22 protein-coding genes and 2 tRNA genes are annotated in these 23670 nt (G+C 68.6%); 15 read left to right on the top strand and 9 right to left on the bottom strand.

The genetic code is table 11. From position 1 onward, the window contains the following. Positions 1-33 precede the first annotated feature (33 nt). The 3 genes from hda to LMJ29_RS13455 are packed head-to-tail and all read right to left on the bottom strand — an operon-like array spanning position 34 to position 2910. Positions 34-738 (bottom strand): DnaA regulatory inactivator Hda, encoded by a 705-nt coding sequence (gene hda / locus LMJ29_RS13465; RefSeq protein ID WP_229606032.1) that lies wholly within the window; start codon positions 736-738, stop codon positions 34-36. Beyond that, on the bottom strand, positions 735-1829 hold the full coding sequence (locus LMJ29_RS13460; protein ID WP_377656705.1) for an AI-2E family transporter: 1095 nt from the start codon (positions 1827-1829) through the stop codon (positions 735-737). The genes hda and LMJ29_RS13460 overlap by 4 nt, the downstream gene beginning before the upstream one ends. A gap of 43 nt (positions 1830-1872) precedes the next feature. Then, on the bottom strand, positions 1873-2910 hold the full coding sequence (locus tag LMJ29_RS13455) for a DUF2066 domain-containing protein (RefSeq protein WP_229606031.1): 1038 nt from the start codon (positions 2908-2910) through the stop codon (positions 1873-1875). Positions 2911-3074: 164 nt separating this feature from the next. Between LMJ29_RS13455 and purM the strand changes: the two genes are divergently transcribed. The 4 genes from purM to LMJ29_RS13435 all read left to right on the top strand — a co-directional run bounded on the left by purM (position 3075) and on the right by LMJ29_RS13435 (position 5935). Beyond that, a complete protein-coding gene (gene purM, locus LMJ29_RS13450) occupies positions 3075-4133 on the top strand; it encodes a phosphoribosylformylglycinamidine cyclo-ligase (RefSeq protein WP_229606030.1) in 1059 nt (352 codons plus the stop codon). Further along, complete coding sequence (purN, locus tag LMJ29_RS13445) at positions 4133-4798, top strand: phosphoribosylglycinamide formyltransferase (RefSeq protein WP_229606029.1); 666 nt, start codon at positions 4133-4135, stop codon at positions 4796-4798. The genes purM and purN overlap by 1 nt, the downstream gene beginning before the upstream one ends. Positions 4799-4836: 38 nt before the next feature. Further along, a complete protein-coding gene (locus LMJ29_RS13440; protein ID WP_229606028.1) occupies positions 4837-5547 on the top strand; it encodes a DUF3108 domain-containing protein in 711 nt (236 codons plus the stop codon). Between the two features lie 121 nt (positions 5548-5668). Further along, positions 5669-5935: a Rho-binding antiterminator gene (locus LMJ29_RS13435; protein WP_229606027.1), complete on the top strand. Its 267-nt coding sequence runs from the start codon at positions 5669-5671 to the stop codon at positions 5933-5935. 21 nt (positions 5936-5956) lie between these two features. Here LMJ29_RS13435 and LMJ29_RS13430 read toward each other — a convergent pair whose 3' ends face one another. From LMJ29_RS13430 to cysM, 5 genes are all read right to left on the bottom strand, one after another. Further along, positions 5957-6499, bottom strand: a complete 543-nt coding sequence (locus tag LMJ29_RS13430; protein WP_229606026.1) for a DUF2058 domain-containing protein — start codon at positions 6497-6499, stop codon at positions 5957-5959. A 161-nt stretch (positions 6500-6660) separates the two neighbouring features. Continuing rightward, the gene (gene mazG, locus LMJ29_RS13425) at positions 6661-7494 is read right to left on the bottom strand and encodes a nucleoside triphosphate pyrophosphohydrolase (RefSeq protein WP_229606025.1); all 834 of its coding nucleotides are present in this window, start codon (positions 7492-7494) and stop codon (positions 6661-6663) included. 115 nt (positions 7495-7609) lie between these two features. Then, positions 7610-9853, bottom strand: a complete 2244-nt coding sequence (relA, locus tag LMJ29_RS13420) for a GTP diphosphokinase (RefSeq protein ID WP_229606024.1) — start codon at positions 9851-9853, stop codon at positions 7610-7612. Positions 9854-10002: 149 nt separating this feature from the next. After that, the gene (rlmD, locus tag LMJ29_RS13415) at positions 10003-11367 is read right to left on the bottom strand and encodes a 23S rRNA (uracil(1939)-C(5))-methyltransferase RlmD (RefSeq protein WP_229606023.1); all 1365 of its coding nucleotides are present in this window, start codon (positions 11365-11367) and stop codon (positions 10003-10005) included. 90 nt (positions 11368-11457) lie between these two features. Next, complete coding sequence (cysM, locus tag LMJ29_RS13410; RefSeq protein ID WP_229606022.1) at positions 11458-12363, bottom strand: cysteine synthase CysM; 906 nt, start codon at positions 12361-12363, stop codon at positions 11458-11460. Between the two features lie 209 nt (positions 12364-12572). Here cysM and LMJ29_RS13405 point away from each other — a divergent pair, with 209 nt between their 5' ends. Genes LMJ29_RS13405 through LMJ29_RS13390 form a run of 4 tightly spaced genes read left to right on the top strand, consistent with a single transcriptional unit; the run spans position 12573 to position 17251 of the window. Beyond that, the gene (locus tag LMJ29_RS13405) at positions 12573-15362 is read left to right on the top strand and encodes a response regulator (RefSeq protein WP_229606021.1); all 2790 of its coding nucleotides are present in this window, start codon (positions 12573-12575) and stop codon (positions 15360-15362) included. Positions 15363-15375: 13 nt separating this feature from the next. Next, positions 15376-16365: a 2-hydroxyacid dehydrogenase gene (locus tag LMJ29_RS13400; RefSeq protein WP_229606020.1), complete on the top strand. Its 990-nt coding sequence runs from the start codon at positions 15376-15378 to the stop codon at positions 16363-16365. 47 nt (positions 16366-16412) lie between these two features. Next, positions 16413-16850, top strand: coding sequence for a hypothetical protein (locus LMJ29_RS13395; RefSeq protein WP_229606019.1), 438 nt, complete (start codon positions 16413-16415; stop codon positions 16848-16850). Further along, positions 16850-17251: an META domain-containing protein gene (locus LMJ29_RS13390; protein ID WP_229606018.1), complete on the top strand. Its 402-nt coding sequence runs from the start codon at positions 16850-16852 to the stop codon at positions 17249-17251. The genes LMJ29_RS13395 and LMJ29_RS13390 overlap by 1 nt, the downstream gene beginning before the upstream one ends. A 33-nt stretch (positions 17252-17284) precedes the next feature. On the opposite strand, the gene dinB is transcribed toward LMJ29_RS13390, so the two are convergent. Next, positions 17285-18334 (bottom strand): DNA polymerase IV, encoded by a 1050-nt coding sequence (dinB, locus tag LMJ29_RS13385; RefSeq protein WP_229606017.1) that lies wholly within the window; start codon positions 18332-18334, stop codon positions 17285-17287. A gap of 222 nt (positions 18335-18556) precedes the next feature. Between dinB and LMJ29_RS13380 the strand changes: the two genes are divergently transcribed. The 7 genes from LMJ29_RS13380 to trpB all read left to right on the top strand — a co-directional run bounded on the left by LMJ29_RS13380 (position 18557) and on the right by trpB (position 23612). Then, a tRNA-Met gene (locus LMJ29_RS13380) sits at positions 18557-18633 on the top strand. A gap of 131 nt (positions 18634-18764) precedes the next feature. Beyond that, positions 18765-18841: transfer RNA gene (locus LMJ29_RS13375), tRNA-Met, on the top strand. A gap of 125 nt (positions 18842-18966) precedes the next feature. Then, on the top strand, positions 18967-19509 hold the full coding sequence (locus LMJ29_RS13370) for a cytochrome b (RefSeq protein ID WP_229606016.1): 543 nt from the start codon (positions 18967-18969) through the stop codon (positions 19507-19509). A gap of 147 nt (positions 19510-19656) precedes the next feature. Further along, a complete protein-coding gene (rimO, locus tag LMJ29_RS13365; protein ID WP_229606015.1) occupies positions 19657-20982 on the top strand; it encodes a 30S ribosomal protein S12 methylthiotransferase RimO in 1326 nt (441 codons plus the stop codon). A gap of 110 nt (positions 20983-21092) precedes the next feature. Then, positions 21093-21806 (top strand): ZIP family metal transporter, encoded by a 714-nt coding sequence (locus LMJ29_RS13360; protein ID WP_229606014.1) that lies wholly within the window; start codon positions 21093-21095, stop codon positions 21804-21806. A 107-nt stretch (positions 21807-21913) separates the two neighbouring features. Beyond that, the gene (locus LMJ29_RS13355) at positions 21914-22297 is read left to right on the top strand and encodes a hypothetical protein (protein ID WP_229606013.1); all 384 of its coding nucleotides are present in this window, start codon (positions 21914-21916) and stop codon (positions 22295-22297) included. Positions 22298-22403: 106 nt separating this feature from the next. After that, complete coding sequence (trpB, locus tag LMJ29_RS13350; RefSeq protein ID WP_229606012.1) at positions 22404-23612, top strand: tryptophan synthase subunit beta; 1209 nt, start codon at positions 22404-22406, stop codon at positions 23610-23612. The last annotated feature ends 58 nt before the right edge of the window (positions 23613-23670 follow it).

Raw genomic sequence — 23670 nt, 5'->3', positions numbered from 1 at the left:
GCCGCGCTGCGGCTAACCCACCCTACACCAGCCTCACCAGCCGAGGGTTTCCTTGAGGAAGGGAATGGTCAGCTTGCGCTGCGCCTGCAGCGAGGCATGATCGAGTTGCTCGAGCAGATCGAACAGCGAGTTCATGCTGCGCGACCCGCGGGTGAGGATGAAGCGGCCGACCTCGTCGGTGAGGTGCAGGCCGCGCCGCGAGGCGCGCAGCTGCAGGGCGCGCAGCTTGTCCTCGTCTGACAGGCCGTGGAGCTGGAACACCAGGGCCAGCGTCAGACGCGACTTGAGATCGGGCAGCTTGATCGCCACTTCGCGCGGCGGCGCCGAGGCCGACAGCAGCAGGCGGCGGCCGGCATCGCGCAGGCGATTGAACAGGTGGAACAACGCCTCTTCCCAGGTCGGATGGCCGGCCACCAGGTCCACCTCGTCGATGCACACCAGATCGCAGCGTTCGAGGTTGTCGAGCAGCTGCGGACCGTACATGGCCACCGCGTCCAGCGGCAGATACACGGCGCGGCCGCCGAACTGCTCCATGCGCAGGCAGGCGGCCTGCAGCAGGTGACTGCGCCCGACCCCGGGCGCGCCCCACAGGTAGATGAGGTTCTCCGCCCAGTCGGCGTCGGTTTCGCACATGCGCTCCACGTACCCCAGGGCGGCCGCGTTGGCGCCGGGGTAGTAGTTGGCGAAGGTGGCGTCGTCGCGCAGACGCACACCGAGGGGCAGCTGGATAGGTTTCATGGGGACTCCGACGACTCCTGCGAGCCGCCGCCCGACTCTCCGTAAAGTGCCGACAGTTTATAGAAATCGTGAACATGGCGCAGCAGCACCATGATCACCGCCGCCACCGGCAGGGCCAGCAGCACGCCGGTGAAGCCGAACAGCTGGCCGCCGGCGAGGATGGCGAAGATCACCGCCACCGGATGCAGACCGATGCGATCGCCGACCAGCAGCGGGGTCAGCCACATGCCCTCGAGCAGCTGACCGATGGTGAACACCAGCAGCACACCGAGCAGCGGATACCAGTCAAGGCCGAACTGGAACAGCGCCGCCACCAATGCAGCGCCGATGCCGACCACGAAGCCCATGTACGGCACGATGCTGGCCAGTCCGGCGAGCAGGCCGATCAGCAGGCCCAGCTCGAGGCCGACGGCCATCAGCCCGCCGGCGTAGACCAGCGCCAGCGCCAGCATCACCAGCAGTTGGCCGCGCAGGAAGGCACCGAGCACCTCGTGGCATTCGCCGGCGAGCACCACCACCATCCCCTCGCGGCGACGCGGCAGCAGATTGCGCAGATGGGCCAGCATCAGGTCCCAGTCGCGCAGCAGGTAGAAGCTCACCACCGGGATCAGCAGCAGATTGCCCAGCCAGGCGAGCAGGGCGAGACTCGAGGCGGTGACTTGGGAGAGCAGCAGGCCGGCCATGTCGGTGGCCTGGCCGAGATGCTCGCTGAACAGCGCCTTGAGGCGATCGAAGCGCCAGAAGTCGGCGCGCAGGCCGAGCTGCTGCTGCACCCAGGGCAGGGCCGAGCCCTGCAGCCAGTCGAGCATCTGCGGCGCCAGTTCGTACAGACGCACCAGCTGCCTGCCGAGCAGCGGCAGCAACACCAGCAGCATGGCCAGCAGGATCAGGGCGAACAGGACGAACACCGCCACCACCGCCCAGGTGCGCGACAGACCGCGCCGCTCCAGACGGTCCACCAGCGGGTCGCCGAGATAGGCCAGCAGCAGGCTGACCAGGAAGGGCATCAACACCGGCTGCAGCTGATGGATCAGCCAACCGAGCAGGACCAAGGCAGCCAGCCCCAGCCAGCTGCGCGAATTGTTCAGCATGGGCGTACTCCGTTCTGTCCCTGAACCGGCCCGCGAGCCGTACTTACCAGGCAAAGCGCAGGCGGTCGGCGGCGGCCGCCGGTACCTGCATGGGTTGGGCGGGAGCCGCCTGGGCGTCGACCGGCGCGGCCTGCGCCGGCACCTCGTGCAGGCGGCCGAGCTGCAGCTGAGCGCGCAGCTGTTCCGGGCTGGCGTTGACCTGGTAGACCAGGGTGGTGCCGTCCACCGCCTGCAGACGCGCGCCGAAGGGCTCGAGCAGACGCTGCAGGGCGGCATAGCGGGCCAGATCGTTGCCCTGCACCTCGAGGGTCAGGCTCTGCGCCGCAGCGGCGCCGGCAAAGCGGTTGGCCAGCTGCTCGCCGACATCCAGCAGCACGGCATCGGCCAGGGCGGCCTGGCTTGCCGCGCTGCTCGAGCCCGAGACGCGCTTGCCGCCCATAAACAACTGCCAGTCGGCCTGCCAGCTCTCCCCGGCGCCCTTGGCCACCACCGCCAGCAGGGCATCGGCTGCGTAGCGCGCCGAGGCCTCCTGCAGGGCCTGGGCGTCGCTGCCGCGCAGGGTCTGCGGGTCGGCCAGCAACTGCTCGTTGAGATCGCCCAGCGGCAGGCTCAGCGGCACACCGCGATTGCGGGCGGCATCGCGCAGGGCGGCGGCGCCTTCCTGATCCTCGACCAGCAGGGTGTTGCCGACCTCGCCCTCGGTCACCCACCAGGCCAGCACGTTGGCCCGCTCGGCCGTCTGCAGGGTGAGTCCCGCCTCGCGCAGGGCTTTCTGGGTGAGCACCGGATCGAACACCACCGACAGGGTGACCGGCGTGCCGGACTCGTAGACGTACTGCTGCACCAGTTGCTGCGGATCGGCCAGCAACGGCTGCAGGCGGCTGTCCTGGGCCGCCTCGCGCTTGCCGGTCAGACGCACCACCAGGGTCTGCAGGGCGCGGCTCATGGCCGCCGCCCGCTCGGCCGGATCCTGCGAGGCCACCGGTTCGCGTACCTCGTAGAGGCCCTCGACCTGCGCGGCGCCGGCCGACAGGGTGGCGAACAACAGGCAGAAGGCGAACAATCGGGCGATCAGGTGCATGCGAGCATCTCGGCTGGGGGACAGGCGCGCGTCCGGCGCGTGTCAGGAACAAAGCCTATACCTTAAACAGCCGTCTGGATGGCGGCAACCGCCCGGATGGCCGCTATCTCGCGAGAATGCTAGAATCGCGCGCTTTCCTGCACTTCCCTCAAAGGCCCGTATTCATGAGCAAGCAACCCTCCCTGAGCTACAAGGACGCCGGTGTTGACATCGACGCCGGTGAAGCACTGGTCGAACGCATCAAAGGCGTGGCCAAGCGCACCGCACGCCCTGAAGTGATGGGCGGGCTGGGCGGCTTCGGCGCCCTGTGCGAAATCCCGGCCGGCTACAAGCAGCCGGTGCTGGTCTCCGGGACCGACGGCGTCGGCACCAAGCTGCGCCTGGCGCTGAACCTCAACAAACACGACAGCATCGGCCAGGATCTGGTCGCCATGTGCGTCAACGACCTGGTGGTGTGCGGCGCCGAGCCGCTGTTCTTCCTCGACTACTACGCCACCGGCAAGCTCAACGTCGACGTGGCCGCCACCGTGGTCACCGGCATCGGCGCCGGCTGCGAACTGGCCGGCTGCTCGCTGGTCGGTGGCGAAACCGCCGAGATGCCCGGCATGTACGAGGGCGAGGACTACGACCTGGCCGGCTTCTGCGTCGGCGTGGTGGAGAAGAGCGAGATCATCGACGGCTCCAAGGTCGTCGCCGGCGACGCGCTGATCGCCCTGCCCTCCTCCGGTCCGCACTCCAACGGCTACTCGCTGATCCGCAAGATCATCGAGGTCGCCGGCGCCGACATCGAGAGCGTGCAGCTGGACGGTCAGCCGCTGGCCGACCTGCTGATGGCGCCGACCCGCATCTACGTCAAGCCGCTGCTCAAGCTGATCAAGGACACCGGCGCGGTCAAGGCCATGGCCCACATCACCGGCGGCGGCCTGACCGAGAACATCCCGCGCGTGCTGCCGGCCGGCTCCCAGGCCATCATCGACGTGGCCAGCTGGACCCGCCCGGCGGTGTTCGACTGGCTGCAGCAGCACGGCAACGTCGACGAGCGTGAAATGCACCGCGTGCTCAACTGCGGCGTCGGCATGGTCATCTGCGTGGCCCAGGACCAGGTGGAAAACACCCTGGCCAGCCTGCGCGCCTCGGGCGAAGCCCCGTGGCTGATCGGCAGCATCGCCGCCTGCGGCGAAGGCGCCGAACGCGTCGTGCTGAACAACCTGAAGGCGCACTGATGGGCAACAGCTGCAATGTGGTGGTGCTGATCTCCGGCTCCGGCAGCAACCTGCAGGCGCTGATCGACGGTATCGCCGAAGGCGGCATCCCGGCCCGCATCGGCGCGGTGGTCTCCAACCGCGCCGATGCCTACGGCCTGACCCGCGCGCAGAACGCCGACATCCCCACCGCAGTGCTCGACCACAAGGCGTTCGCCGGTCGCGAGGCCTTCGACGCCGCGCTGATCGAGGCGATCGACGCCTACCGGCCCGACCTGGTGGTGCTCGCCGGCTTCATGCGCATCCTCACCCCGGCCTTCGTGCGTCACTATGCCGGCCGCCTGCTCAACATCCACCCCTCGCTGCTGCCCAACTACAAGGGCCTGCACACCCACCAGCGCGCGCTGGAGGCAGGGGATGCCGAGCACGGCTGCAGCGTGCATTTCGTCACCGAGGAACTCGATGGCGGCCCGCTGGTCGTACAGGCGGTGGTGCCGGTCCAGGCGGGTGACAGCCCCGAATCGCTGGCCAAGCGCGTGCAGATCGGCGAGCATCATATCTATCCGCTGGCCGTGCGCTGGTTCGCCGAGGGCCGTCTGCATCTCGGCCCCCAGGGCGCCGAACTGGACGGTGCGCTGCTGCCGGCCAGCGGCCAGCAGATTCGCGACCTGCCGCTACCCCACTGAGAGCCGTGGCGGGCGTGCGCAACCCAAGGAGAGTCACCATGCGACGCGCGTTAATGCTTGCCATGGCCCTGTGCGCCCTGCCCGGGGCCGCCCAGGCCCTGGAGCCCTTCACCGCCGAGTACACCGCCGACTGGCAGCAGGTGCCGGTCAGCGGCACGGCCTCCCGAAAGCTGGAAAAGAATCCCGACGGCAGCTGGAATCTCACCTTCCAGGCCTCGATGCTGGTCGCCGGTCTGACCGAGCAGAGCCACTTCCGCTACGACAACCAGCGCTTCGTACCGCTCAGCTACCGCTTCGAGCGCAACGGGCTGGGCAAGAGCAAGAAGGTCGTCCACGACTTCGACTGGAAGGGCAAGCTGGTCACCGGCATCGATCGCGACAAGCCGGTCAAGCTGGTGCTCAAGAGCGGCATGCTGGACAAGTCCACCTACCAGCTGGCCCTGCAGGAGGATGTCGCCGCGGGCAAGAACAACCTGACCTATCAGGTGCTCAGCGGCGACGAAGTGGACACCTACGACTTCCGCGTGCTCGGCCCGGAGCAGGTGCAGACCGAGGCCGGCCAGATCGAGGCGATCAAGGTCGAGCGGGTACGCGACCCCACCAAGTCCCAGCGCCAGACCGTGATGTGGTTCGCCAAGGACTGGGACTACCTGCTGGTGCGCCTGCACCAGGTGGAGAAGGACGGCAAGGAATACCAGATCATGCTCAAGCAGGGCGCAGTCAACGGCCGCGCCGTGCAGGGCAAGTAGTCCGGCCTTTGCCGATCGACGCCCGGCCATTGCGCCGGGCGTTTTCTTTCCGGCATCGCTCATCCGTCGCCCGGTGGCGTAGTCTGAACGGATCCCCATGAGCTGACGCCGGGTTCACGCCATGAGCATCCCCTACCGGCCGCTGGCCTGCGACCTGCACGACTACCTGGAAATCGCCTGCCTGTACGGCTATCGCCTGCGCATCGAGCTGGACGACGGCAGCTGGCTGAATGCGCGGGCGCTGGACACCCGCACGCTGCCGAGCAAGGAGGAGGTGCTGGTGGTCCGGGCGGCCGGCGAAGAACGCCAGCTGCGTCTCGACCGCCTGCACGCCATCACCGCGCTGACGCCGGGCGCCCGCTTCGGCCGGGTGGTGCTCCGGCCCTGACCGGGCGACCGGCGCCGGCCGTCACCACATCAGGTCGTCGGGGACCACGAAGTCCTTGTACGGATCGTCCTCGTCCGCCGCCGACTCGACCACGGTGTTGAGCACGATGATGCGCTGCGGCTCGCGCTCCTGGACCTTGAGCGCCGCCTCGCGCGGGACCAGCTCGTACTTGCCCTCCAGGCGAACGACGGCCAGGCTGCCGCGGCTCAGCTTGTCGCGCAGCTGCGGGTTGACGGCGATGCGCTTGACCTTCTTGTCGTCGACGAAGTTGTAGTAATCCTCGGTATTCAGCCGGGGCAGGCGGGTGCCCTCGATCAGTTGCTTGACCTGGGCGGCCAGCGCCTTCTTCTGCGCCTTTTCCTGCTGCTGGCGGTTCAGCTCCTGATCGCGCGCCAGCTTCTCGGCCTGCGCCTTGAGCGCCGCCTCGCGCTGCGAGTCGTCCTTCTCCACCTGGCCCTTGTGCTCCAGGCGCTGCTGCTTCTGTTTCTGCTTGGTGGCCTGCTTGGCCTGCTTCTCGTTGACCAGGCCTGCCTTGAGCAGCTGGTCGCGTAGGGAAAGACTCATGACGTACCTTGTGTCCGACGCATCCGACAGAGGGCGCCACCCACGGGTGGCGCCGGAATTGCTTCATAGAGCCTGTTCACGACCTCGCGAGCAAGAGCCAGGCAAGGCGAAACCGATTTCAACGCAGCATGGCCGAAGCACAGCAGGTCGTGAACAGGCTCTTAGCCGCAGGCGGGACCTTCCCGCTCCAGCCGCTTGGCCTCGCCCCACAGGGCGTCCAGCTCTTCGAGGGGACAATCTTCCATGCGCCGGCCGGCCGCGCGCAAGGCCTGCTCGATGAACTGGAAGCGCCGCTCGAACTTGCCGTTGGCCGCACGCAGCGCCGCCTCCGGCTCGACCTTGAGATGGCGGGCCAGGTTGACCACCACGAACAGCAGGTCGCCCAGCTCCTCGGCGATATGCTGCTGGTCGCCCTCGGCCATGGCCTCGAGCACCTCGTCGAGCTCCTCGCGCAGCTTGTCCAGCACCGGCAGCGGCGCCGGCCAGTCGAAGCCGACCTGGGCGGCGCGCTTCTGCAGCTTGGCGGCGCGCGACAGCGCCGGCAGCGCCTGGGGAATATCGTCGAGCAACGACAGCTGCTCGGGTGCGCTCGCCTGCTCGGCGCGTTCCTCGGCCTTGATCTCCTCCCAGCGCTGCTTGATCGCCGCCTCGGAGAGCCGCGCCAGATCGGGAGCGCCGTACAGGTCGCCGTCGGGAAACACGTGCGGATGGCGGCGGACCAGCTTGCGGGTGATGGCATCGACCACCTGGGCGAAGTCGAAGCGTCCGTCCTCGCGGCCCAGTTGGCTGTAGTAGACCACCTGGAACAACAGGTCGCCGAGCTCGCCGGGCAGGTGCGCGAAGTCGCCGCGCTCGATGGCGTCGGCCACCTCGTAGGCCTCCTCCAGGGTGTGCGGCACGATGCTGGCGTAGTCCTGCTTGAGGTCCCAGGGACAGCCGTACTGCGGGTCGCGCAGGCGGGCCATCAGGTGCAGCAGGTCGTTCAGTTGATACATGGCGGTGTCCGGGTCGGATGGTTGCGACATGCCGATAAACAGCACAGGGACGCTGGAAGGGCACCCTCGGCTCGCGCCGATACGCCCTTCTCAGCGCCCCGTGGCCGGCGCCCTCTCAGCTCGCGCGGCTGCGCTTGGCCTCGATGATGTTGGGCAGCTGGGCGATGCGCGCCAGCAGGCGGCCGAGCGCGGCCATGCCGGGAATCTCGATGGTCAGGCGCATGTTGGCGGTGTTGTCGCTCTTGTCCGATTGGGTGTTGACCGCCAGCACGTTGATCTTCTCGTTGAGCAGCACCTGGGTGACGTCGCGCAGCAGGCCGGAGCGGTCGTAGGCGCGGATCTGGATGTCCACCGGGTAGGTCTTGGCCGGCGCCTGTCCCCAGCTCACCTGGATGATGCGCTGCGGCTCGCGCTCGCCCAGTTGCAGCACCGACGGACAGTCCTGACGATGGATGCTGACGCCGCGCCCCTGGGTGATGTAGCCGACGATCGCATCGCCCGGCACCGGCTGGCAGCAGCCGGCCATCTGGGTGAGCAGGTTGCCGACGCCGAGGATCTGGATCTCGTCGGCACCGCCGACGCGGGTCGGCGCGTGGCGGCGCGGCAGCAGTTCGAGCTGGTCGAAGCCGCGCTCGGGCTCGAGCAGCTGCTGGGCGGCGTTGACCACGTGGGCCAGGCGCAGGTCGCCGGCACCGAGGGCGGCGAACAGGTCCTCGGCATTCTTCAGGTTGCACTTCTCGGCCAGCCTGTCGAAGTCCACCCCCTGCAGAGCCAGACGGTTCAGCTCGCGCTCCAGGTAGTTCTTGCCGGCGATCACGTTCTGGTCGCGCGCCTGCAGTTTGAACCAGTGGATGATCTTCGCCCGCGCCCGCGAGGTGCTCACGTAGCCGAGGTTGGGGTTCAGCCAGTCGCGGCTCGGCGCACCGTGCTTGCCGGTGATGATCTCCACCTGCTCGCCGGTCTGCAGGCTGTAGTTGAGCGGCACGATGCGGCCGTTGACCTTGGCGCCGCGGCAGTTGTGGCCGATCTCGGTGTGCACGCGATAGGCGAAGTCCAGCGGCGTGGCGCCGTTGGGCAGGTCGATGGCGTGGCCGTCGGGGGTGAACACGTAGACCCGGTCGGGCTCGATGTCGACGCGCAGCTGTTCGGCCAGGCCGCCGATGTCGCCCAGTTCCTCGTGCCATTCGAGCACCTGGCGCAGCCAGGCGATCTTTTCCTCGTAGTGGCTGGAGCCGGACTTGACGTCGGTGCCCTTGTACAGCCAGTGCGCGCAGACGCCCAGCTCCGCCTCCTCGTGCATGCCCTGGGTGCGGATCTGCACCTCGAGCACCTTGCCTTCCGGGCCGATCACCGCGGTGTGCAGCGAGCGATAGCCGTTTTCCTTGGGGTTGGCGATGTAGTCGTCGAATTCCTTGGGGATGTGCCGCCACAGGGTGTGCACGATGCCGAGGGCGGTGTAGCAGTCGCGCACCTCGGGAACCAGCACGCGCACCGCGCGCACGTCGTAGATCTGGCTGAATTCCAGGCCCTTGCGCTGCATCTTCCGCCAGATCGAATAAATATGCTTGGCCCGGCCGCTGATGTCGGCCTCGATGCCGGTGGCGGTCAGCTCGTCGCGCAACTGCTGCATGACCTGGTTGATGTAGCGCTCGCGGTCCAGGCGCCGCTCGTGGAGCAGCTTGGCGATCTGCTTGTACTGCTCGGGCTGCAGGTAGCGGAAGGATAGGTCCTCCAGCTCCCACTTGATGTGACCGATACCCAGGCGATGGGCCAGCGGCGCGTAGATGTCGAACACCTCGCGAGCCACCCGGTAGCGCTTCTCGTCGGGAGCGTTCTTCACCGCGCGGATGGCGCAGGTGCGCTCGGCCAGCTTGATCAGCGCGACACGCACGTCGTCGATCATCGCCACCAGCATCTTGCGCAGGTTGTCGACCTGCGCCTGGCTGCCGAGCACCAGCGACTCGCGCGGATTGAGGCTGGCGCTGATCGCCGCCATGCGCAGCACGCCCTCGACCAGCTTGGCCACCTGGGCGCCGAACTGCCGGGCCACCGCCTCGAGCTCGGCTTTGCCCTCGCGCACCGCGCGGTAGAGCACGGCGGCGACCAGCGATTCCTGGTCGAGCTTGAGGTCGGCGAGGATTTCCGCGATCTCAAGGCCGGTGCGAAAGCTGGACATGCCCTCGGCCCAGATGTGCTGGGTGTCGATCGCCTGGCGTTCCGCCTCGAGGGCGAACTCGCAGGCCTTGCGCAGGCTGTCCCGCTCGAGTGCCGGATCGACACTGAGGATGTGGTCCAGCCAGGCCTCGAGATTGATGCTGCCGTCGGTGTTGACCGGCTGTTGCGCTCTTACCTGTACCATCGTTTGTCACCTTTCTGCCACGGCGCGGCACGCCCGCACCTGGTCCAGGACGCGCAGGTCCTGATCAAGCCGGCCTTCTGTGGGCCGGTCCGCTTTGCCAGGTCGTCGAACGCAGCCGGCGACCACGCCGCCCGCACGACCACGACCCGCTACGGACGCTCGGCGTCCGCTTCGAACAATGCCATCGCCTCGACATGCGCCGTCTGCGGGAACATGTCGAGGATGCCGGCGCGCTTCAGACGATAGCCCTGCTGCGCCAGCAGTGCCGCATCGCGCGCCAGCGTAGCCGGGTTGCACGATACGTAGAGTACCCGCCGCGCACCCAGGCGGCGCAGCTGTGCGGCCACTGCCGCGGCGCCGTCGCGCGGCGGATCGAGCAGCACCGCGGCGAAGCCGCCGCGCGCCCAGGCTGCCTGTTCCAGCGGTTCGGACAGGTCGGCACGGTAAAAGTGCACGTTGTCCAGACCGTTAACCGCGGCGTTCGCCGCCGCGCGCTCGACCATCGCCTGCACGCCTTCCACGCCGACCACTTCGGCCACGCGGCGGGCCAGTGGCAAGGCGAAGTTGCCCAGGCCACAGAACAGGTCGAGCACCCGCTCGTCGGCCTGCGGCGCCAGCCAGTCCAGCGCCTGGGCGAGCATGGCCTCGTTGACCGGCGCGTTGACCTGGACGAAGTCGCCCGGCCGCCAGGCCAGGGTCAGGTCGTCGGCCTCCAGCCGGTAACCGAGCATTTGCGTGGGGTCGTCGGCTTCGGGCTCGCCCTCCGCCTGCCACCACAGCTGCGCCCCCTGCGCCGCGCAGAAGGCGCGCAGCGCAGCGCGGTCCTCTTCTGGCAGCGGCTGGGTCAGGCGCAGCAGCAGCGCATTGGCGGTGCCGTGGAACAACTCGGCATGACCGATCGCCTGCGGTTTGCGCAGCCCGCGCAGGACCGCCGGCAACGCGGCGAGCAGCGATTGCAAAGCCTGTACCAGTACCGGACAGCGGTCCAGATCGACTATCGCCTGACTTGCCGCCGCCCGAAAACCGACCTCAAGCTGCCCGCTTTTGGGGCTCCAGCGCACCGCGATGCGCGCCCGGCGCCGGTAGCCGAACTCCGGCCCGACCAGCGGCGGCGCCCACTCCTCGGGCTCCAGCGCCGCCTGGCGGTGCAGCTGCTCGGCCAGCGTGCGCTGTTTCAGGGCAAGCTGGTCGGCATGCGACAGGTGTTGCAGGGTGCAGCCGCCGCAGTGCCCGGCCAGTGCGCAGGGCGGCTGGCGGCGCAGTTCGCTGGCGACCAGCACGCGCTCGACGCGCGCATCCACCACCTGGCTACGGGCCGCCAGTACGCGGGCTTCGACCTCTTCCCCGGCCAGCGCGCCGGCGACGAACCAGGTGCGTCCGCCGTCGTGGGCGATGCCGCGGCCGTCGTGGGCCAGGCGCTCGATGGTGAGACGTTGCTTCTTGCCCACCGGCAATTGCGCGGCGCGCGAACCGCCGCTCGGCTGGAAGCGCAGCCCGCTGTTGCGTTTGGCCATCAGGCAACCTGCAAATCAGTGTAGGTGCGCCCGGCGCACCCAAGGAAAAGGAAGCCGGAAGCCACGCTTCCGGCAGACGGCCGGCGCCCCTCAGGCCTGGGGAGCGTCGTAGACGCCGGTGGACAGGTAGCGGTCGCCGCGGTCGCAGATGATCGCCACCATCACGGCGTTCTCCACCTCGCGCGACAGACGCAGCATGGCCGCCACCGCGCCGCCCGAGGAAACCCCGCAGAAGATGCCCTCCTCGCGGGCCAGGCGACGCATCACCTCCTCGGCCTCGCTCTGCGCCATGTCGACCACCCGGTCGACGCGGCTGGCATCGAAGATCTTCGGCAGGTATTCCTGCGGCCAGCGGCGGATGCCGGGGATCGCCGAGCCTTCCTGCGGTTGCAGGCCGACGATCTGGATCGCCGGGTTCTGCTCCTTGAGGTAGCGCGAGGTGCCCATGATGGTGCCGGTGGTGCCCATCGAGCTGATGAAGTGGGTGATGGTGCCCTGGGTCTGCCGCCAGATTTCCGGACCGGTGCCCTCGTAGTGGGCCACCGGGTTGTCCTGGTTGCCGAACTGGTCGAGCACCTTGCCCAGGCCGTCGGCCTGCATCTGCAGCGCCAGGTCGCGGGCGCCCTCCATGCCCTCGGCCTTGCTGACCAGCACCAGTTCGGCACCGTAGGCGGTCATCGCCGCCTTGCGCTCGGCGCTCATGTTGTCCGGCATGATCAGGATGATGCGGTAGCCCTTGATCGCCGCGGCCATCGCCAGGGCGATGCCGGTGTTGCCGGAGGTGGCCTCGATCAGGGTGTCGCCCGGCTGGATGGCGCCGCGCAGTTCGGCCCGGGTGATCATCGACAGCGCCGGACGATCCTTCACCGAACCGGCCGGGTTGTTGCCTTCCAGCTTGACCAGAAGGGTGTTCGAGGTCTCGCCCGGCAGGCGCTGCAGGCGGACCAGCGGGGTGTTGCCGATGCACTCGGCAATGGTGGGAAACTGCACGGTCATGGGGCGCTCGGGTCATCGCAGGGTCACGGGAGCCCTATGATAGCGACAAACGCCGCCGGTCGATAACACGGCAGGGCCGCCGCCGTTTCCACCGGAGCCGAAAACCCGTCGCTCTACGCCGCGCGCTGCGCCGCGAGCCGCGGCGGCGCTTTTGTCCGCCAACGGGCAAAGGCTACACTGCGGCTACTTTCAGTTTCAGGAGCATCGGCGTGTTCGACAAACTCGGCATCAAGGGCCGCGTCCTCCTGTTGACCCTGCTGCCGGCCAGCCTGTTGGCGGTCATCCTCGGCAGCTATTTCGTCTACGTTCAGCTCAGCCAGATGCACCGCCAGCTCAGCGAACGCGGCCAGTTGCTGGTCGAACACCTCGCCCCCCTCAGCGCGCGCCTGCTGGCGGCCGCCGACCTGCCGCTGCTCGACCGGCTGGCCACCCAGACCCTCGAGCAGCCCGACGTGCGCGCCGTGCAGCTGCTCAATCCCAGCGGCGAGGTGCTCGCCCACGCCGGCCCGCTGATGCGCACCGCCGCGCCCGAGCAGCTGATCAATGGCCTCAGCCAGGCCAGCAGCCCCACGGCCACCCGCTTCCTGCTGCCGGTGTACGGTGCGCACCGGCAGATCGGCGGCCATGCCCCGGCCGACGAGGACAACAAGCTGCTCGGCTGGATCGAACTGGAGCTCTCCCACCAGGGCACCCTGCTGCAGGGCTACCACAGCCTGCTGGCCAGCCTGCTGGTGACCCTGCTGGCCCTGGCGATCAGCGCCGTGCTGGCGCTGCGCATGAGCCGGGCGATCAACCAGCCGCTGGAGCAGATCAACCGCGGCGTCTCGCAGATCCGCGACGGCAAGCTCGACACCCGCCTGCCCGGCTTCGCCAGTCAGGAGCTGGACGAGCTGGCCAACGGCATCAACCGCATGGCCGAATCGCTGGAGAACGCCCGCGAGGAACTGCAGCACAACGTCGAGCAGGCCACCGAGGACCTGCGCAACACCATGGAAACCATCGAGGTGCAGAACATCGAGCTGAGCCTGGCGCGCAAGGAGGCCCTGGAGGCCAGCCGGATCAAGTCCGAGTTCCTCGCCAACATGAGCCACGAGATCCGCACCCCGCTCAACGGCATCCTCGGCTTCACCAATCTGCTGCAGAAGAGCGGCCTCAACAGCCGCCAGCTCGACTACCTGCACACCATCGAGAAGTCCGCCGACAACCTGCTGGCGATCATCAACGAGATCCTCGACTTCTCGAAGATCGAGGCCGGCAAGCTGGTGCTCGAGCAGGTGCCGTTCAACCTGCGCGACCTGATCCAGGACACCCTGACCATCCTCGCCCCCTCGGCCCACGACAAGCAGCTCGAACTGGTCAGCCTGATCTACCGCGACACCCCGCAGACCCTGGTCGGCGACTCGCTGCGCCTCAAGCAGGTGTTCACCAACCTGGTCAGCAACGCCATCAAGTTCACCCGCCAGGGCAGCATCGTGGTGCGCGCCATGCTCGAGGAGGACCTCGGCGACCACGCCCAGCTGCGCATCAGCGTGCAGGACAGCGGCGTCGGCCTCACCGAGGCCGAGCAGCGCAATCTGTTCCAGGCCTTCAACCAGGGCGAGCACACCAGCGCGCGCCACGCCGGCGGCACCGGCCTGGGCCTGGTGATCTCCAAGCGCCTGATCGAGCAGATGGGCGGCGAAATCGGGGTGATCAGCGAAAGCGGCGAGGGTGCCGAGTTCTGGCTGGTGATCAACCTGCCCAAGGCCGCCGACGACGGCGACGAACTGCCGCGCGCCCTGCTCGGCGGGCGCTGCGCCGCGCTGCTGGAAAGCCACGAGCTGACCCGCCAGTCGCTGCGCCACCAGCTCGAGGACTGCGGCATGCAGGTGATCGAGTTCGGCAACCTCGACGCGCTGATCGAGGAAGCCTCGCTGCGCCAGCACGGCAACGCGCCGCTGAGCGTCGCCCTGATCGGCATCAACACCCGCGAGCACCCGCCGGAGCGGCTGACCCGCCAGCTGTGGGAGCTCAACCAGCAGGGCTGCCAGGCGCTGCTGCTCTGCCCGACCACCGAGCAGGCGCTCTACCATGCCAACCTGCCGGAAAGCCACGGCCAGCTGCAGGCCAAGCCGGTATGCACCCGCAAGCTGCAGAGCACCCTGATCGACATGCTCAGCCCGCGCGTGCAGCGGGTCGAGCCGGCCGGCACCGCGCTGGCCGCCAACCACGCGGCCAGCCGCGCCCCGCGGCTGCTGTGCGTGGACGACAATCCGGCCAACCTGATGCTGGTCAAGACCCTGCTCGGCGACATGGGCGCTCAGGTCACCGCCGTGGACAACGGCTACGACGCCCTGCGGGCGGTCAAGCAGGACAGCTTCGACCTGGTGTTCATGGACGTGCAGATGCCCGGCATGAACGGGCGCGAGGCCACCGAAGCGATCCGCCTGTGGGAAAGCGAGCAGGGCCAGGCACCGCTGCCGATCGTCGCCCTGACTGCCCACGCCATGGCCAACGAGAAGCGCGCCCTGCTGCAATGCGGCATGGACGACTACCTGACCAAGCCGATCAGCGAGCGCCAGCTGGCCCAAGTGGTGCTGAAGTGGACAGGGCTGTCGCTGCACAGCGCCGATCCGGCCGAGGCGCAGCTGCCCGAGCGCGGCAGCGCCAGTCCCGAGCTGCTGGTCCTCGACGCCGCCGAAGGCCTGCGCCTGGCCGCCGGCAAGGCCGACCTGGCCAGCGACATGCTCAACATGCTGCTCGACTCGCTGGCCGCCGACCAGGCGGCGATCCGCGAGGCACGCGCCAGCAACGACCGCACCGCGCTGATCGAACGCATCCATCGCCTGCACGGCGCCACTCGCTACTGCGGCGTACCCCAGCTGCGCGCCGCCTGCCAGCGCAGCGAGAGCCTGCTCAAGCAGAGCGCACCGGCTTCCGTGGCCCTCGACGAACTGGATGCCGCCATCACCCGCCTGGCCGAGCAGGCCACGCGAAACGCGCCGGAAACGGCGTCCTGACCGGAGTTCCCCCGTGCGCCTGACCCTGTTCAGCAGCAAGCCCTACGATCGTGACAGCTTCACCGCCGCCAATCAGGCCGGCGCCTTCGAGCTGCATTTTCTCGACGCGCGCCTGGACCTCGATACCGCCACCCTGGCCGCTGGCAGTCCGGCGGTCTGCGCCTTCGTCAACGACGACCTGTCCGCCCCGGTGCTGGCGCAGCTCAAGGCCGGCGGCACGCAGCTGATCGCCCTGCGCTCGGCCGGCTACAACCACGTCGACCTGGCCGCCGCGCAGAGCCTCGGCCTGCCGGTGGTGCGCGTGCCGGCCTACTCGCCGCACGCGGTGGCCGAGCACGCGGCGGCGCTGGTGCTGGCGCTCAACCGGCGCCTGCACCGCGCCTTCAACCGCACCCGCGAGGGCGACTTCTCGCTGCACGGGCTGACCGGCTTCGACCTCCACGGCAAGACCGTCGGGGTGATCGGCACCGGGCAGATCGGCGCGGCGTTCGCGCGCATCATGCTCGGCTTCGGCTGCCGGGTGCTGCTCCACGACCCGCACGCCGACGCCGGCCTGGCAGCGCTGGGCGCCCGCTACGCCGGGCTCGACGAACTGCTGGCGAGCAGCGACGTCCTCAGCCTGCATTGCCCGCTGACGCCGGCCACCCGCCACCTGATCGATCGCAGCAGCCTGGCGCGCCTGAAGCGCGGCGCCATGCTGATCAACACCGGCCGCGGCGCGCTGGTCGACACGCCGGCGCTGATCGAGGCGCTGAAGAGCGGCCAGCTCGGCTACCTGGGCCTCGACGTCTACGAGGAAGAGGCCGACCTGTTCTTCGAGGACCGCTCCGACCTGCCGCTGCAGGACGACGTGCTGGCGCGCCTGCTGACCTTCCCCAACGTCATCATCACCGCCCACCAGGCCTTCCTGACCCGCGAGGCGCTGGCGGCGATCGCCACCACCACCCTGGACAACGTCGCGGCCTGGCAGGCCGGGCAGGCCGTCAACCGCGTGCCGCTCTGAAGCGTCACGGGCAGCGTGCTAGCATTGCGCACCTGCCCGGAGGCGCCATGACCGAACACGATTTCCGCTACAACCTGCTCAACCCGCAACACACCCTCATCGAGTGCCGTGCCCTGGCGCCCGGCCACTACCAGGTCACCGGCAACGGCGGCTCGATCCAGAGCGGCGACGTCCTGCTGGTCACCCTCAAGGGCAGCCGCGACCTGTCCATGCGCCTGAGCGTCGAGAAGGTCCGCCACCTGATCAATCCGCCCGGCCAGTGGCTGGCGGTAGCCCGCGGCCCGGCGTTCCGCGAGCTCAATATCCACAACTGGCAGGTAGCCTGCGACGGCTGCGCCAAGCAACTCGACTTCGAGTTCGCCGTCGACGGTGCCCTCGGCGCGGCCGCCTGCGCGCCGGCCGCCGAAGCCCGCATCGCCGAACTGGGCTGGCAGCACAGCGCCGGCCGCCATCTCTGCCCGAGCTGTCACGCCAAGGAGGCCTGATGTTACGCCCCACCCTCGTCGGCATCGCCCTCGCTCTCGCCGGCTGCGCCAGCGCACCGCCGGCGCTGGAGCAGGAGCGCACCTACCGCGTCGAATGGATCGGCGCCCTGCCGCTGGCAGAGCGCAGCTACCTGACCATCACCTTCGGCGCCGACGACCGCGCCTACGGCACCGGCGGCTGCAACCACTGGTTCGCCGGCTACGGCATCGAGGGCGAGATCCTGCGCTTCAGCCGGGTCGGCAGCACCCGCCGGCTGTGTTCGCCGGAGCTGATGGAGCAGGAGCAGCGCTTCTTCGACAGCCTGCGCCAGGTACGCCGCTGGGACGTCTCGCCGCTCGGCGAGCTGCGTCTGTGGCCCGAGCAGGGCAAGCCGCTGCGCCTGAAGCCCGACCAAGGCTGAGCCCGCCCAGGGGCCGGCGCCCGCCGGCCTCCCCTAGAACAACGTCAACTGCTCGCCGCCTTCGCGCAGGTCGAGCAGGCGCACGCCCACGCCGATCAGCCGCACGGGCTTGCCGCCGCGGGCGAAGGCCGCCGCCAGCAGGCGTTGGTAGCTGCCCGCGTCGCGACCGGCGCCGGCCTGCTCGAGGGTGGTCTGGGTGAAGTCGTGGAACTTCAGCTTGACCAGCGGCTTGTCGGCCCGGTAGCCCTCGTCCAGGCGCAGCAGGCGCCGCTCCAGCTGCTCGAGCAGGGTCGGCAGTTCGGCCTGGCAGGCGGCCAGATCCGGCAGGTCGGCGTCGAAGGTGTGCTCGACGCTCAGCGTCTGGCGGCGTCGCTCGACCTGCACCGACCGCTCGTCGATGCCGTGGGCGAGCTGCCACAGGCGCTCGCCGAAACTGCCGAACTCGCGCACCAGCGCCCGGCGCTCCCATGTACGCAGGTCGCAGCAACGCTGGACGCCCAGGCGCGCCAGGCGTTCGGCGGTGACCTTGCCTACCCCGTGCAGGCGTGCCACCGGCAGCACCGCGACGAACTCGTCGACCTGTGCCGGGGTGATCACGCACAGCCCGTCCGGCTTGTGCCAGTCGCTGGCGATCTTGGCGAGGAACTTGTTCGGCGCCACGCCGGCCGACACGGTGATTTCCAGCTGCTCGCGCACGCGGCGGCGGATGTCCTGGGCGATGCGCGTGGCGCTGCCGGCGAAGTGCGCGGAATCGGAGACGTCCAGGTAAGCCTCGTCCAGCGACAGCGGCTCGATCAGCTCGGTGTAGTCGTGGAGGATGGAGTGGATCTGCTGTGAAGCGGCCCTGTAGGCCTCGAAGCGCGGCCGCACGATCAGCAGCTGCGGACACAGCGCCAGCGCCTGCCGTGAGGGCATCGCCGAACGCACGCCGAAGGCGCGCGCCTCGTAGTTGCAGGTGGCGATCACCCCGCGCCGGTCCGGCGCGCCGCCCACCGCCATCGGCCGACCGGCCAGACGCGGGTCGTCGCGCATCTCGATGGCGGCATAGAAGCAGTCGCAGTCAATGTGGATGATCTTGCGCACGGCAGGAGACGGCAGGGTCGGACTGTGGAGAGGGCGGACAGGTCGCCAGTGTAACGCTGCCGCGCAGCGAAGTGTGGCAACCCCTCTGCAGGCCGCGGCGGACGGGGACTGCAGGGGGGCTACAGGGCCTTTGCCGAGCGGCATAACTGCTTGATCCGGCGAAAGTTTTTTCAGGATCAGCTTGACAGCCAGGCGTTTTTACGTAGAATCGCCGCCATCGGACGCGGGGTGGAGCAGTCTGGTAGCTCGTCGGGCTCATAACCCGAAGGTCGTAGGTTCAAATCCTGCCCCCGCAACCAAATTCAAAAGGCCATTCTTCGGAATGGCCTTTTTCGTTTCCGTTCGCTGCACGTTTCCGCAGCAAGTCATTGATTCAGAAAAACTATTGGTTGACTCCCAGCCATTTGCGGGTAGAATGGCCGCCATCAGACGCGGGGTGGAGCAGTCTGGTAGCTCGTCGGGCTCATAACCCGAAGGTCGTAGGTTCAAATCCTGCCCCCGCAACCAAATTCGAAAAGGCCATTCTCCGGAATGGCCTTTTTCATTTGTGCCGCCGCCGAGCACTCAGCTTGGCTTAAGCTTGCCCGCCTAGACTCCTGCGCATCCACTTCAGCGCATGCCCAGGAGCCCTCATGGCCAGCCGCCCTTCCCGCTACAGCCCCCTCAACGTCGCGCTGCACTGGCTGATGCTGTTGCTGATCGCCGCGGTCTATGCCTGTATCGAACTCAAGGGCAACTTCGCCAAGGGCAGCGAGATCCGCGAACTGCTCAAGCAGTGGCATTTCATGCTTGGCCTCGGCATCTTCGCGCTGGTGTGGCTGCGCCTACTCGGCCGCCTGTTGACCAAGGCCCCGGCGATCCAGCCGCCCTCACCGGCCTGGCAGACCGGCCTCGCCCACCTGATGCACCTGGCGCTGTACGTGCTGATGATCGGCATGCCGCTGGTCGGCTGGCTGATCCTCAACGCCGAGGGCAAACCGGCGCCGTTCTTCGGCCTGGAACTGCCGATGCTGATGGCGAAGAACCCCGGCCTGGCAGAAAGTCTCGAGGAACTGCACGAGTTCGGCGGTCAGGCCGGCTACTTCCTGATCGGCCTGCACGCTCTCGCCGGCCTGTTCCACCACTACGTGGTGCGCGACAACACCCTGGCGCGCATGCTACCCGGCCGCAGCTGAATCCCGGCCTGCTCATCCCGCCCCGCCCGCTTCGCGCGCGGGGCCTTTGGTTTGCCCGCGCGGCACTGGCCAAGCGCGCCGGGCGCCGCTAGAATTGCGCACTTTTTGATCAAGGCGCCTGCCGGGCGCTCTCCGAGGTTAGTCTGCATGTCCACCGCCACGCCCAAAGTCGGTTTCGTTTCCCTCGGTTGCCCGAAGGCGACCGTCGACTCCGAACGCATCCTTACCCAGCTGCGCATGGAGGGCTACCAGATCGTCCCCTCCTATGAGGATGCCGACGTGGTGGTGGTCAACACCTGCGGCTTCATCGACAGCGCCAAGGCCGAGTCGCTGGACGCCATCGGCGAGGCGCTGGCGGAGAACGGCAAGGTGATCGTCACCGGCTGCATGGGCGTGTCCGAGGACAGCATCCGCAACGTGCACCCCAGCGTACTGGCGGTCACCGGCCCGCAGCAGTACGAGCAGGTGGTCAACGCGGTGCACGAGGTGGTGCCGCCGAAGGTCGACCACGACCCGTTCGTCGACCTGGTGCCGCCGCAGGGCATCAAGCTGACCCCGCGCCACTACGCCTACCTGAAGATTTCCGAGGGCTGCAACCACAGCTGCTCGTTCTGCATCATCCCGTCGATGCGCGGCAAGCTGGTCAGCCGCCCGGTCGGCGACGTGCTGTCCGAGGCCGAGCGCCTGGTCAAGGCCGGGGTCAAGGAGCTGCTGGTGATCAGCCAGGACACCAGCGCCTACGGCGTCGACCTCAAGTACAAGCTGGACTTCTGGAACGGCCAGCCGGTGAAGACCCGCATGCTCGAGCTGTGCGAGGCGCTGTCCGGCATGGGCGTGTGGGTGCGCCTGCACTACGTCTACCCCTACCCGAACGTCGACGACGTCATCCCGCTGATGGCCGCCGGCAAGATCCTGCCGTACCTGGACATCCCCTTCCAGCACGCCAGCCCCAAGGTGCTCAAGGCCATGAAGCGTCCGGCCTTCGAGGACCAGACCCTGGCGCGGATCAAGAAGTGGCGCGAGCTCTGCCCGGAGCTGACCATCCGCTCGACCTTCATCGTCGGCTTCCCCGGCGAGACCGAGGAGGACTTCCAGTACCTGCTCGACTGGCTCACCGAGGCACAGCTCGATCGCGTCGGCTGCTTCCAGTACTCGCCGGTCGAAGGCGCGCCGGCCGAACAGCTGGGCCTGGAAGCGGTCCCGGACGAGGTCAAGCAGGAGCGCTGGGAGCGCTTCATGGCCCACCAGCAGGCGATCAGCGCGGCGCGCCTGCAGCTGAAGATCGGCAAGGAAATCGAGGTGCTGATCGACGAGGTCGACGAGCAGGGCGCCATCGGCCGCTCCGCCGCCGACGCCCCGGAGATCGACGGCAACGTCTACGTCGACAGCGAACAGCCGCTGCAGCCGGGCGACAAGGTGTGGGTGCGGGTCACCGACGCCGACGAGTACGACCTGTGGGCGGAAGTCATCTAAGGCTTCCCCTTCCCTCCCGACGAGCCCGGCCCCGCGCCGGGCTCGTCGTCTCTGGGCCGGGCCCGGCAAATGCGCTGTAATGGAGCCTCGTCCTATGGATGGAGGCGCCCATGCATCCCTGGCTGCATATCCTCGGCCTGACCCTGCTGCCCGGTCTGGCCATGCCGCTCGGCGCCCTGCTCGCCCTCCACGAACACATCCATCCCCGCTGGCTGGAAACCGAGCTGCGTCATACCGTCCTCGCCTTCGGCGCCGGTGCCCTGCTGGCCGCCGTGGCCCTGGTGTTGGTCCCCGAAGGCATGCGCGGCCTGCCGACCTGCCTCGTCGCCGTCAGCTTCGCCGGCGGCGGCCTGCTGTTCATGCTGGTCGACCGCTTCCTCGCCGCCCATCGCGCGGCCGCGAGCCAGGCGATCGACATGCTGCTCGACTATGTCCCGGAGACGCTCGCCCTCGGCGCGGCGGTCGCCCTCGGCAGCCCTGGCGGACTGCTGCTGGCCCTGCTGATGGCGTTGCAGAACCTGCCGGAGGGCTTCAACGCCTACCGCGAGATGCGCCGCGGCACGCGCTTCGGCAACCGCTTTATCATCGGCCTGTTCACCCTGATCGCCCTGCTCGGCCCGCTGGCCGGCGTCTGTGGCTATCTGTGGCTGGCGCCGTACCCGCAAGCGGTCGGCGTTATCATGCTGTTCGCCTCCGGCGGCATCCTCTACTCGGTGTTCCAGGACATCGCCCCGCAGGTCCCGCTGCAGCGCCACTGGTCGCCGCCGCTGGGCGCGGTGGCCGGTTTTCTGCTGGGCATGGTCGCGCAGCCGCTGGGCGCTTAGCGGCACAGGCCGGCTTGGACCTTCGCCGGGATGACGGCGGCGCGGCGAAGGTCCATGCTTGGGACGATTTCCCGGGCGCCCCACTCCTTTTGCGAGAACCTTCGACCATGCGCATCGACGGCCTGGCCTCCGGCCTCTCCGCTTGCCAACCGCTGCTGCTCGGCGCCGCGCTCCTGCTGAGCAGCGGCTGCAGCGGCCCCGCTACCACGCCACAGGCCCGCGGCGACGTGCATCGCGGCCACCTGTCGCTCGGCCCGGATAGCGATGCCTTCCTGCCCTGCGGCGCCAGCCGGCCGCTGCAGGTGGTCGCCGATCCCGTGCTCGGCGAGCGCCTGAGCGCGGAGTATCTGGCCCTCGTCGGCGAGCCCTACGAAGAGGCCTTCCTGCAGGCGCGCGGCCGCCGCCTGGCCAGCGGCGGCGGCGTCGGCGAGCGTCTGCAGGTCGAGCAGATCCTCGACTTGCGCGCAGCCGGCGCCGACGACTGCCATTGACGCATTTCGCCGCCGCGGATGACTCGTTAAGATCGACACGACCCCGCGGGGCGTCCTGCCCGCCCCGTCCCGCGCTTTGGCGCCCCTTCAGGATGAGTACCCGACGATGAGTTCCGCCTCCCGCTTCGCCCCCATGCCCGATGCCCGCGGCTACTTCGGCCCCTACGGCGGCCAGCTGGTGCCGCCCGAGCTCAAGCAGGTGATGGACGAGATCGACGCCGCCTACGAGGAGATCCGCCAGCGCGAGGACTTCCAGCAGGAGCTGGCCAGCCTGTTCGCCGACTACGTCGGCCGCCCCAGCCCGATCTTCCATGCCCGCCGCCTGTCCGAGAAGCTCGGCGGCGCGCAGATCCACCTGAAGCGCGAGGACCTCAACCACACCGGCGCGCACAAGATCAACCATTGCCTGGGCGAGGCGCTGCTCGCCAAGTTCATGGGCAAGACCAAGGTGATCGCCGAGACCGGCGCCGGCCAGCACGGCGTGGCGCTGGCCACCGCCTGCGCGCTGGTGGGCATTCCCTGCGAGATCCACATGGGCCAGGTGGACATCGAGAAGGAACACCCCAACGTCACCAAGATGAAGATCCTCGGCTGCACGCTGGTGCCGGTGACCCGCGGCGCGGCGACCCTCAAGGAGGCGGTGGACAGCGCCTTCGAGGAATACCTCAAGGATCCGCACAACTTCATCTACGCCATCGGCTCGGTGGTCGGCCCGCATCCATTCCCGAAGATGGTCCGCGACTTCCAGTCGATCATCGGCAACGAGGCGCGCGCGCAGTTCCTGAGCAAGCACGGCCGCCTGCCCGATCAGGTCGCCGCCTGCGTCGGCGGTGGCTCCAACGCCATGGGCATGTTTACCGCCTTCCTCGACGATGCAGAGGTCACCCTGGTTGGCGTCGAACCGGCTGGCGAGGGCCTGGACAAGCCCGGCCGTCACTCGGCCACCCTGTCGATGGGCAAGCCCGGCGAGCTGCACGGCATGGCCTGCTATGTACTGGAAGATGCCGAAGGCAACCCGGCGCCGGTGCACTCGATCGCTTCGGGCCTCGACTACCCCGGTGTCGGCCCGCAACACAGCTACCTGAAGGATATCGGCCGGGTCAGCTACCAGACCGCCAGCGACCAGGAATGCCTGGACGCCTTCATGACGCTGTCGCGCGTCGAGGGCATCATTCCCGCGCTGGAAAGCGCCCACGCGGTGGCCTGGGCGATGCGCGTGGCGCCGACGCTGCCGAAGGACGCGCACATCCTGGTCAACCTGTCCGGCCGCGGCGACAAGGACGCCGACTACGTGGCGCGCCTGCTCGGCCTGTAACCCGCCGTCTGCCCCGCGTCCCGACCGGGATGCGGGGTGTTCTTGCCTCGCCCGGCGC

This window comes from Pseudomonas oryzagri (assembly GCF_020831405.1).
GTDB classification, from domain to species: Bacteria; Pseudomonadota; Gammaproteobacteria; order Pseudomonadales; family Pseudomonadaceae; genus Geopseudomonas; species Geopseudomonas oryzagri.
This window is presented reverse-complemented; position numbering and strand designations above follow the sequence as displayed.

Excerpts from the sequence above, each read along its gene's own strand:
- hda (WP_229606032.1), bottom strand. The coding sequence starts at position 738 with ATGAAACCTATCCAGCTGCCCCTCGGTGTGCGTCTGCGCGACGACGCC.
- LMJ29_RS13460 (WP_377656705.1), bottom strand. The coding sequence starts at position 1,829 with ATGCTGAACAATTCGCGCAGCTGGCTGGGGCTGGCTGCCTTGGTCCTG.
- LMJ29_RS13455 (WP_229606031.1), bottom strand. The coding sequence starts at position 2,910 with ATGCACCTGATCGCCCGATTGTTCGCCTTCTGCCTGTTGTTCGCCACC.
- purM (WP_229606030.1), top strand. The coding sequence starts at position 3,075 with ATGAGCAAGCAACCCTCCCTGAGCTACAAGGACGCCGGTGTTGACATC.
- purN (WP_229606029.1), top strand. The coding sequence starts at position 4,133 with ATGGGCAACAGCTGCAATGTGGTGGTGCTGATCTCCGGCTCCGGCAGC.
- LMJ29_RS13440 (WP_229606028.1), top strand. The coding sequence starts at position 4,837 with ATGCGACGCGCGTTAATGCTTGCCATGGCCCTGTGCGCCCTGCCCGGG.
- LMJ29_RS13435 (WP_229606027.1), top strand. The coding sequence starts at position 5,669 with ATGAGCATCCCCTACCGGCCGCTGGCCTGCGACCTGCACGACTACCTG.
- LMJ29_RS13430 (WP_229606026.1), bottom strand. The coding sequence starts at position 6,499 with ATGAGTCTTTCCCTACGCGACCAGCTGCTCAAGGCAGGCCTGGTCAAC.
- mazG (WP_229606025.1), bottom strand. The coding sequence starts at position 7,494 with ATGTATCAACTGAACGACCTGCTGCACCTGATGGCCCGCCTGCGCGAC.
- relA (WP_229606024.1), bottom strand. The coding sequence starts at position 9,853 with ATGGTACAGGTAAGAGCGCAACAGCCGGTCAACACCGACGGCAGCATC.
- rlmD (WP_229606023.1), bottom strand. The coding sequence starts at position 11,367 with ATGGCCAAACGCAACAGCGGGCTGCGCTTCCAGCCGAGCGGCGGTTCG.
- cysM (WP_229606022.1), bottom strand. The coding sequence starts at position 12,363 with ATGACCGTGCAGTTTCCCACCATTGCCGAGTGCATCGGCAACACCCCG.
- LMJ29_RS13395 (WP_229606019.1), top strand. The coding sequence starts at position 16,413 with ATGACCGAACACGATTTCCGCTACAACCTGCTCAACCCGCAACACACC.
- LMJ29_RS13390 (WP_229606018.1), top strand. The coding sequence starts at position 16,850 with ATGTTACGCCCCACCCTCGTCGGCATCGCCCTCGCTCTCGCCGGCTGC.
- LMJ29_RS13370 (WP_229606016.1), top strand. The coding sequence starts at position 18,967 with ATGGCCAGCCGCCCTTCCCGCTACAGCCCCCTCAACGTCGCGCTGCAC.
- rimO (WP_229606015.1), top strand. The coding sequence starts at position 19,657 with ATGTCCACCGCCACGCCCAAAGTCGGTTTCGTTTCCCTCGGTTGCCCG.
- LMJ29_RS13360 (WP_229606014.1), top strand. The coding sequence starts at position 21,093 with ATGCATCCCTGGCTGCATATCCTCGGCCTGACCCTGCTGCCCGGTCTG.
- LMJ29_RS13355 (WP_229606013.1), top strand. The coding sequence starts at position 21,914 with ATGCGCATCGACGGCCTGGCCTCCGGCCTCTCCGCTTGCCAACCGCTG.
- trpB (WP_229606012.1), top strand. The coding sequence starts at position 22,404 with ATGAGTTCCGCCTCCCGCTTCGCCCCCATGCCCGATGCCCGCGGCTAC.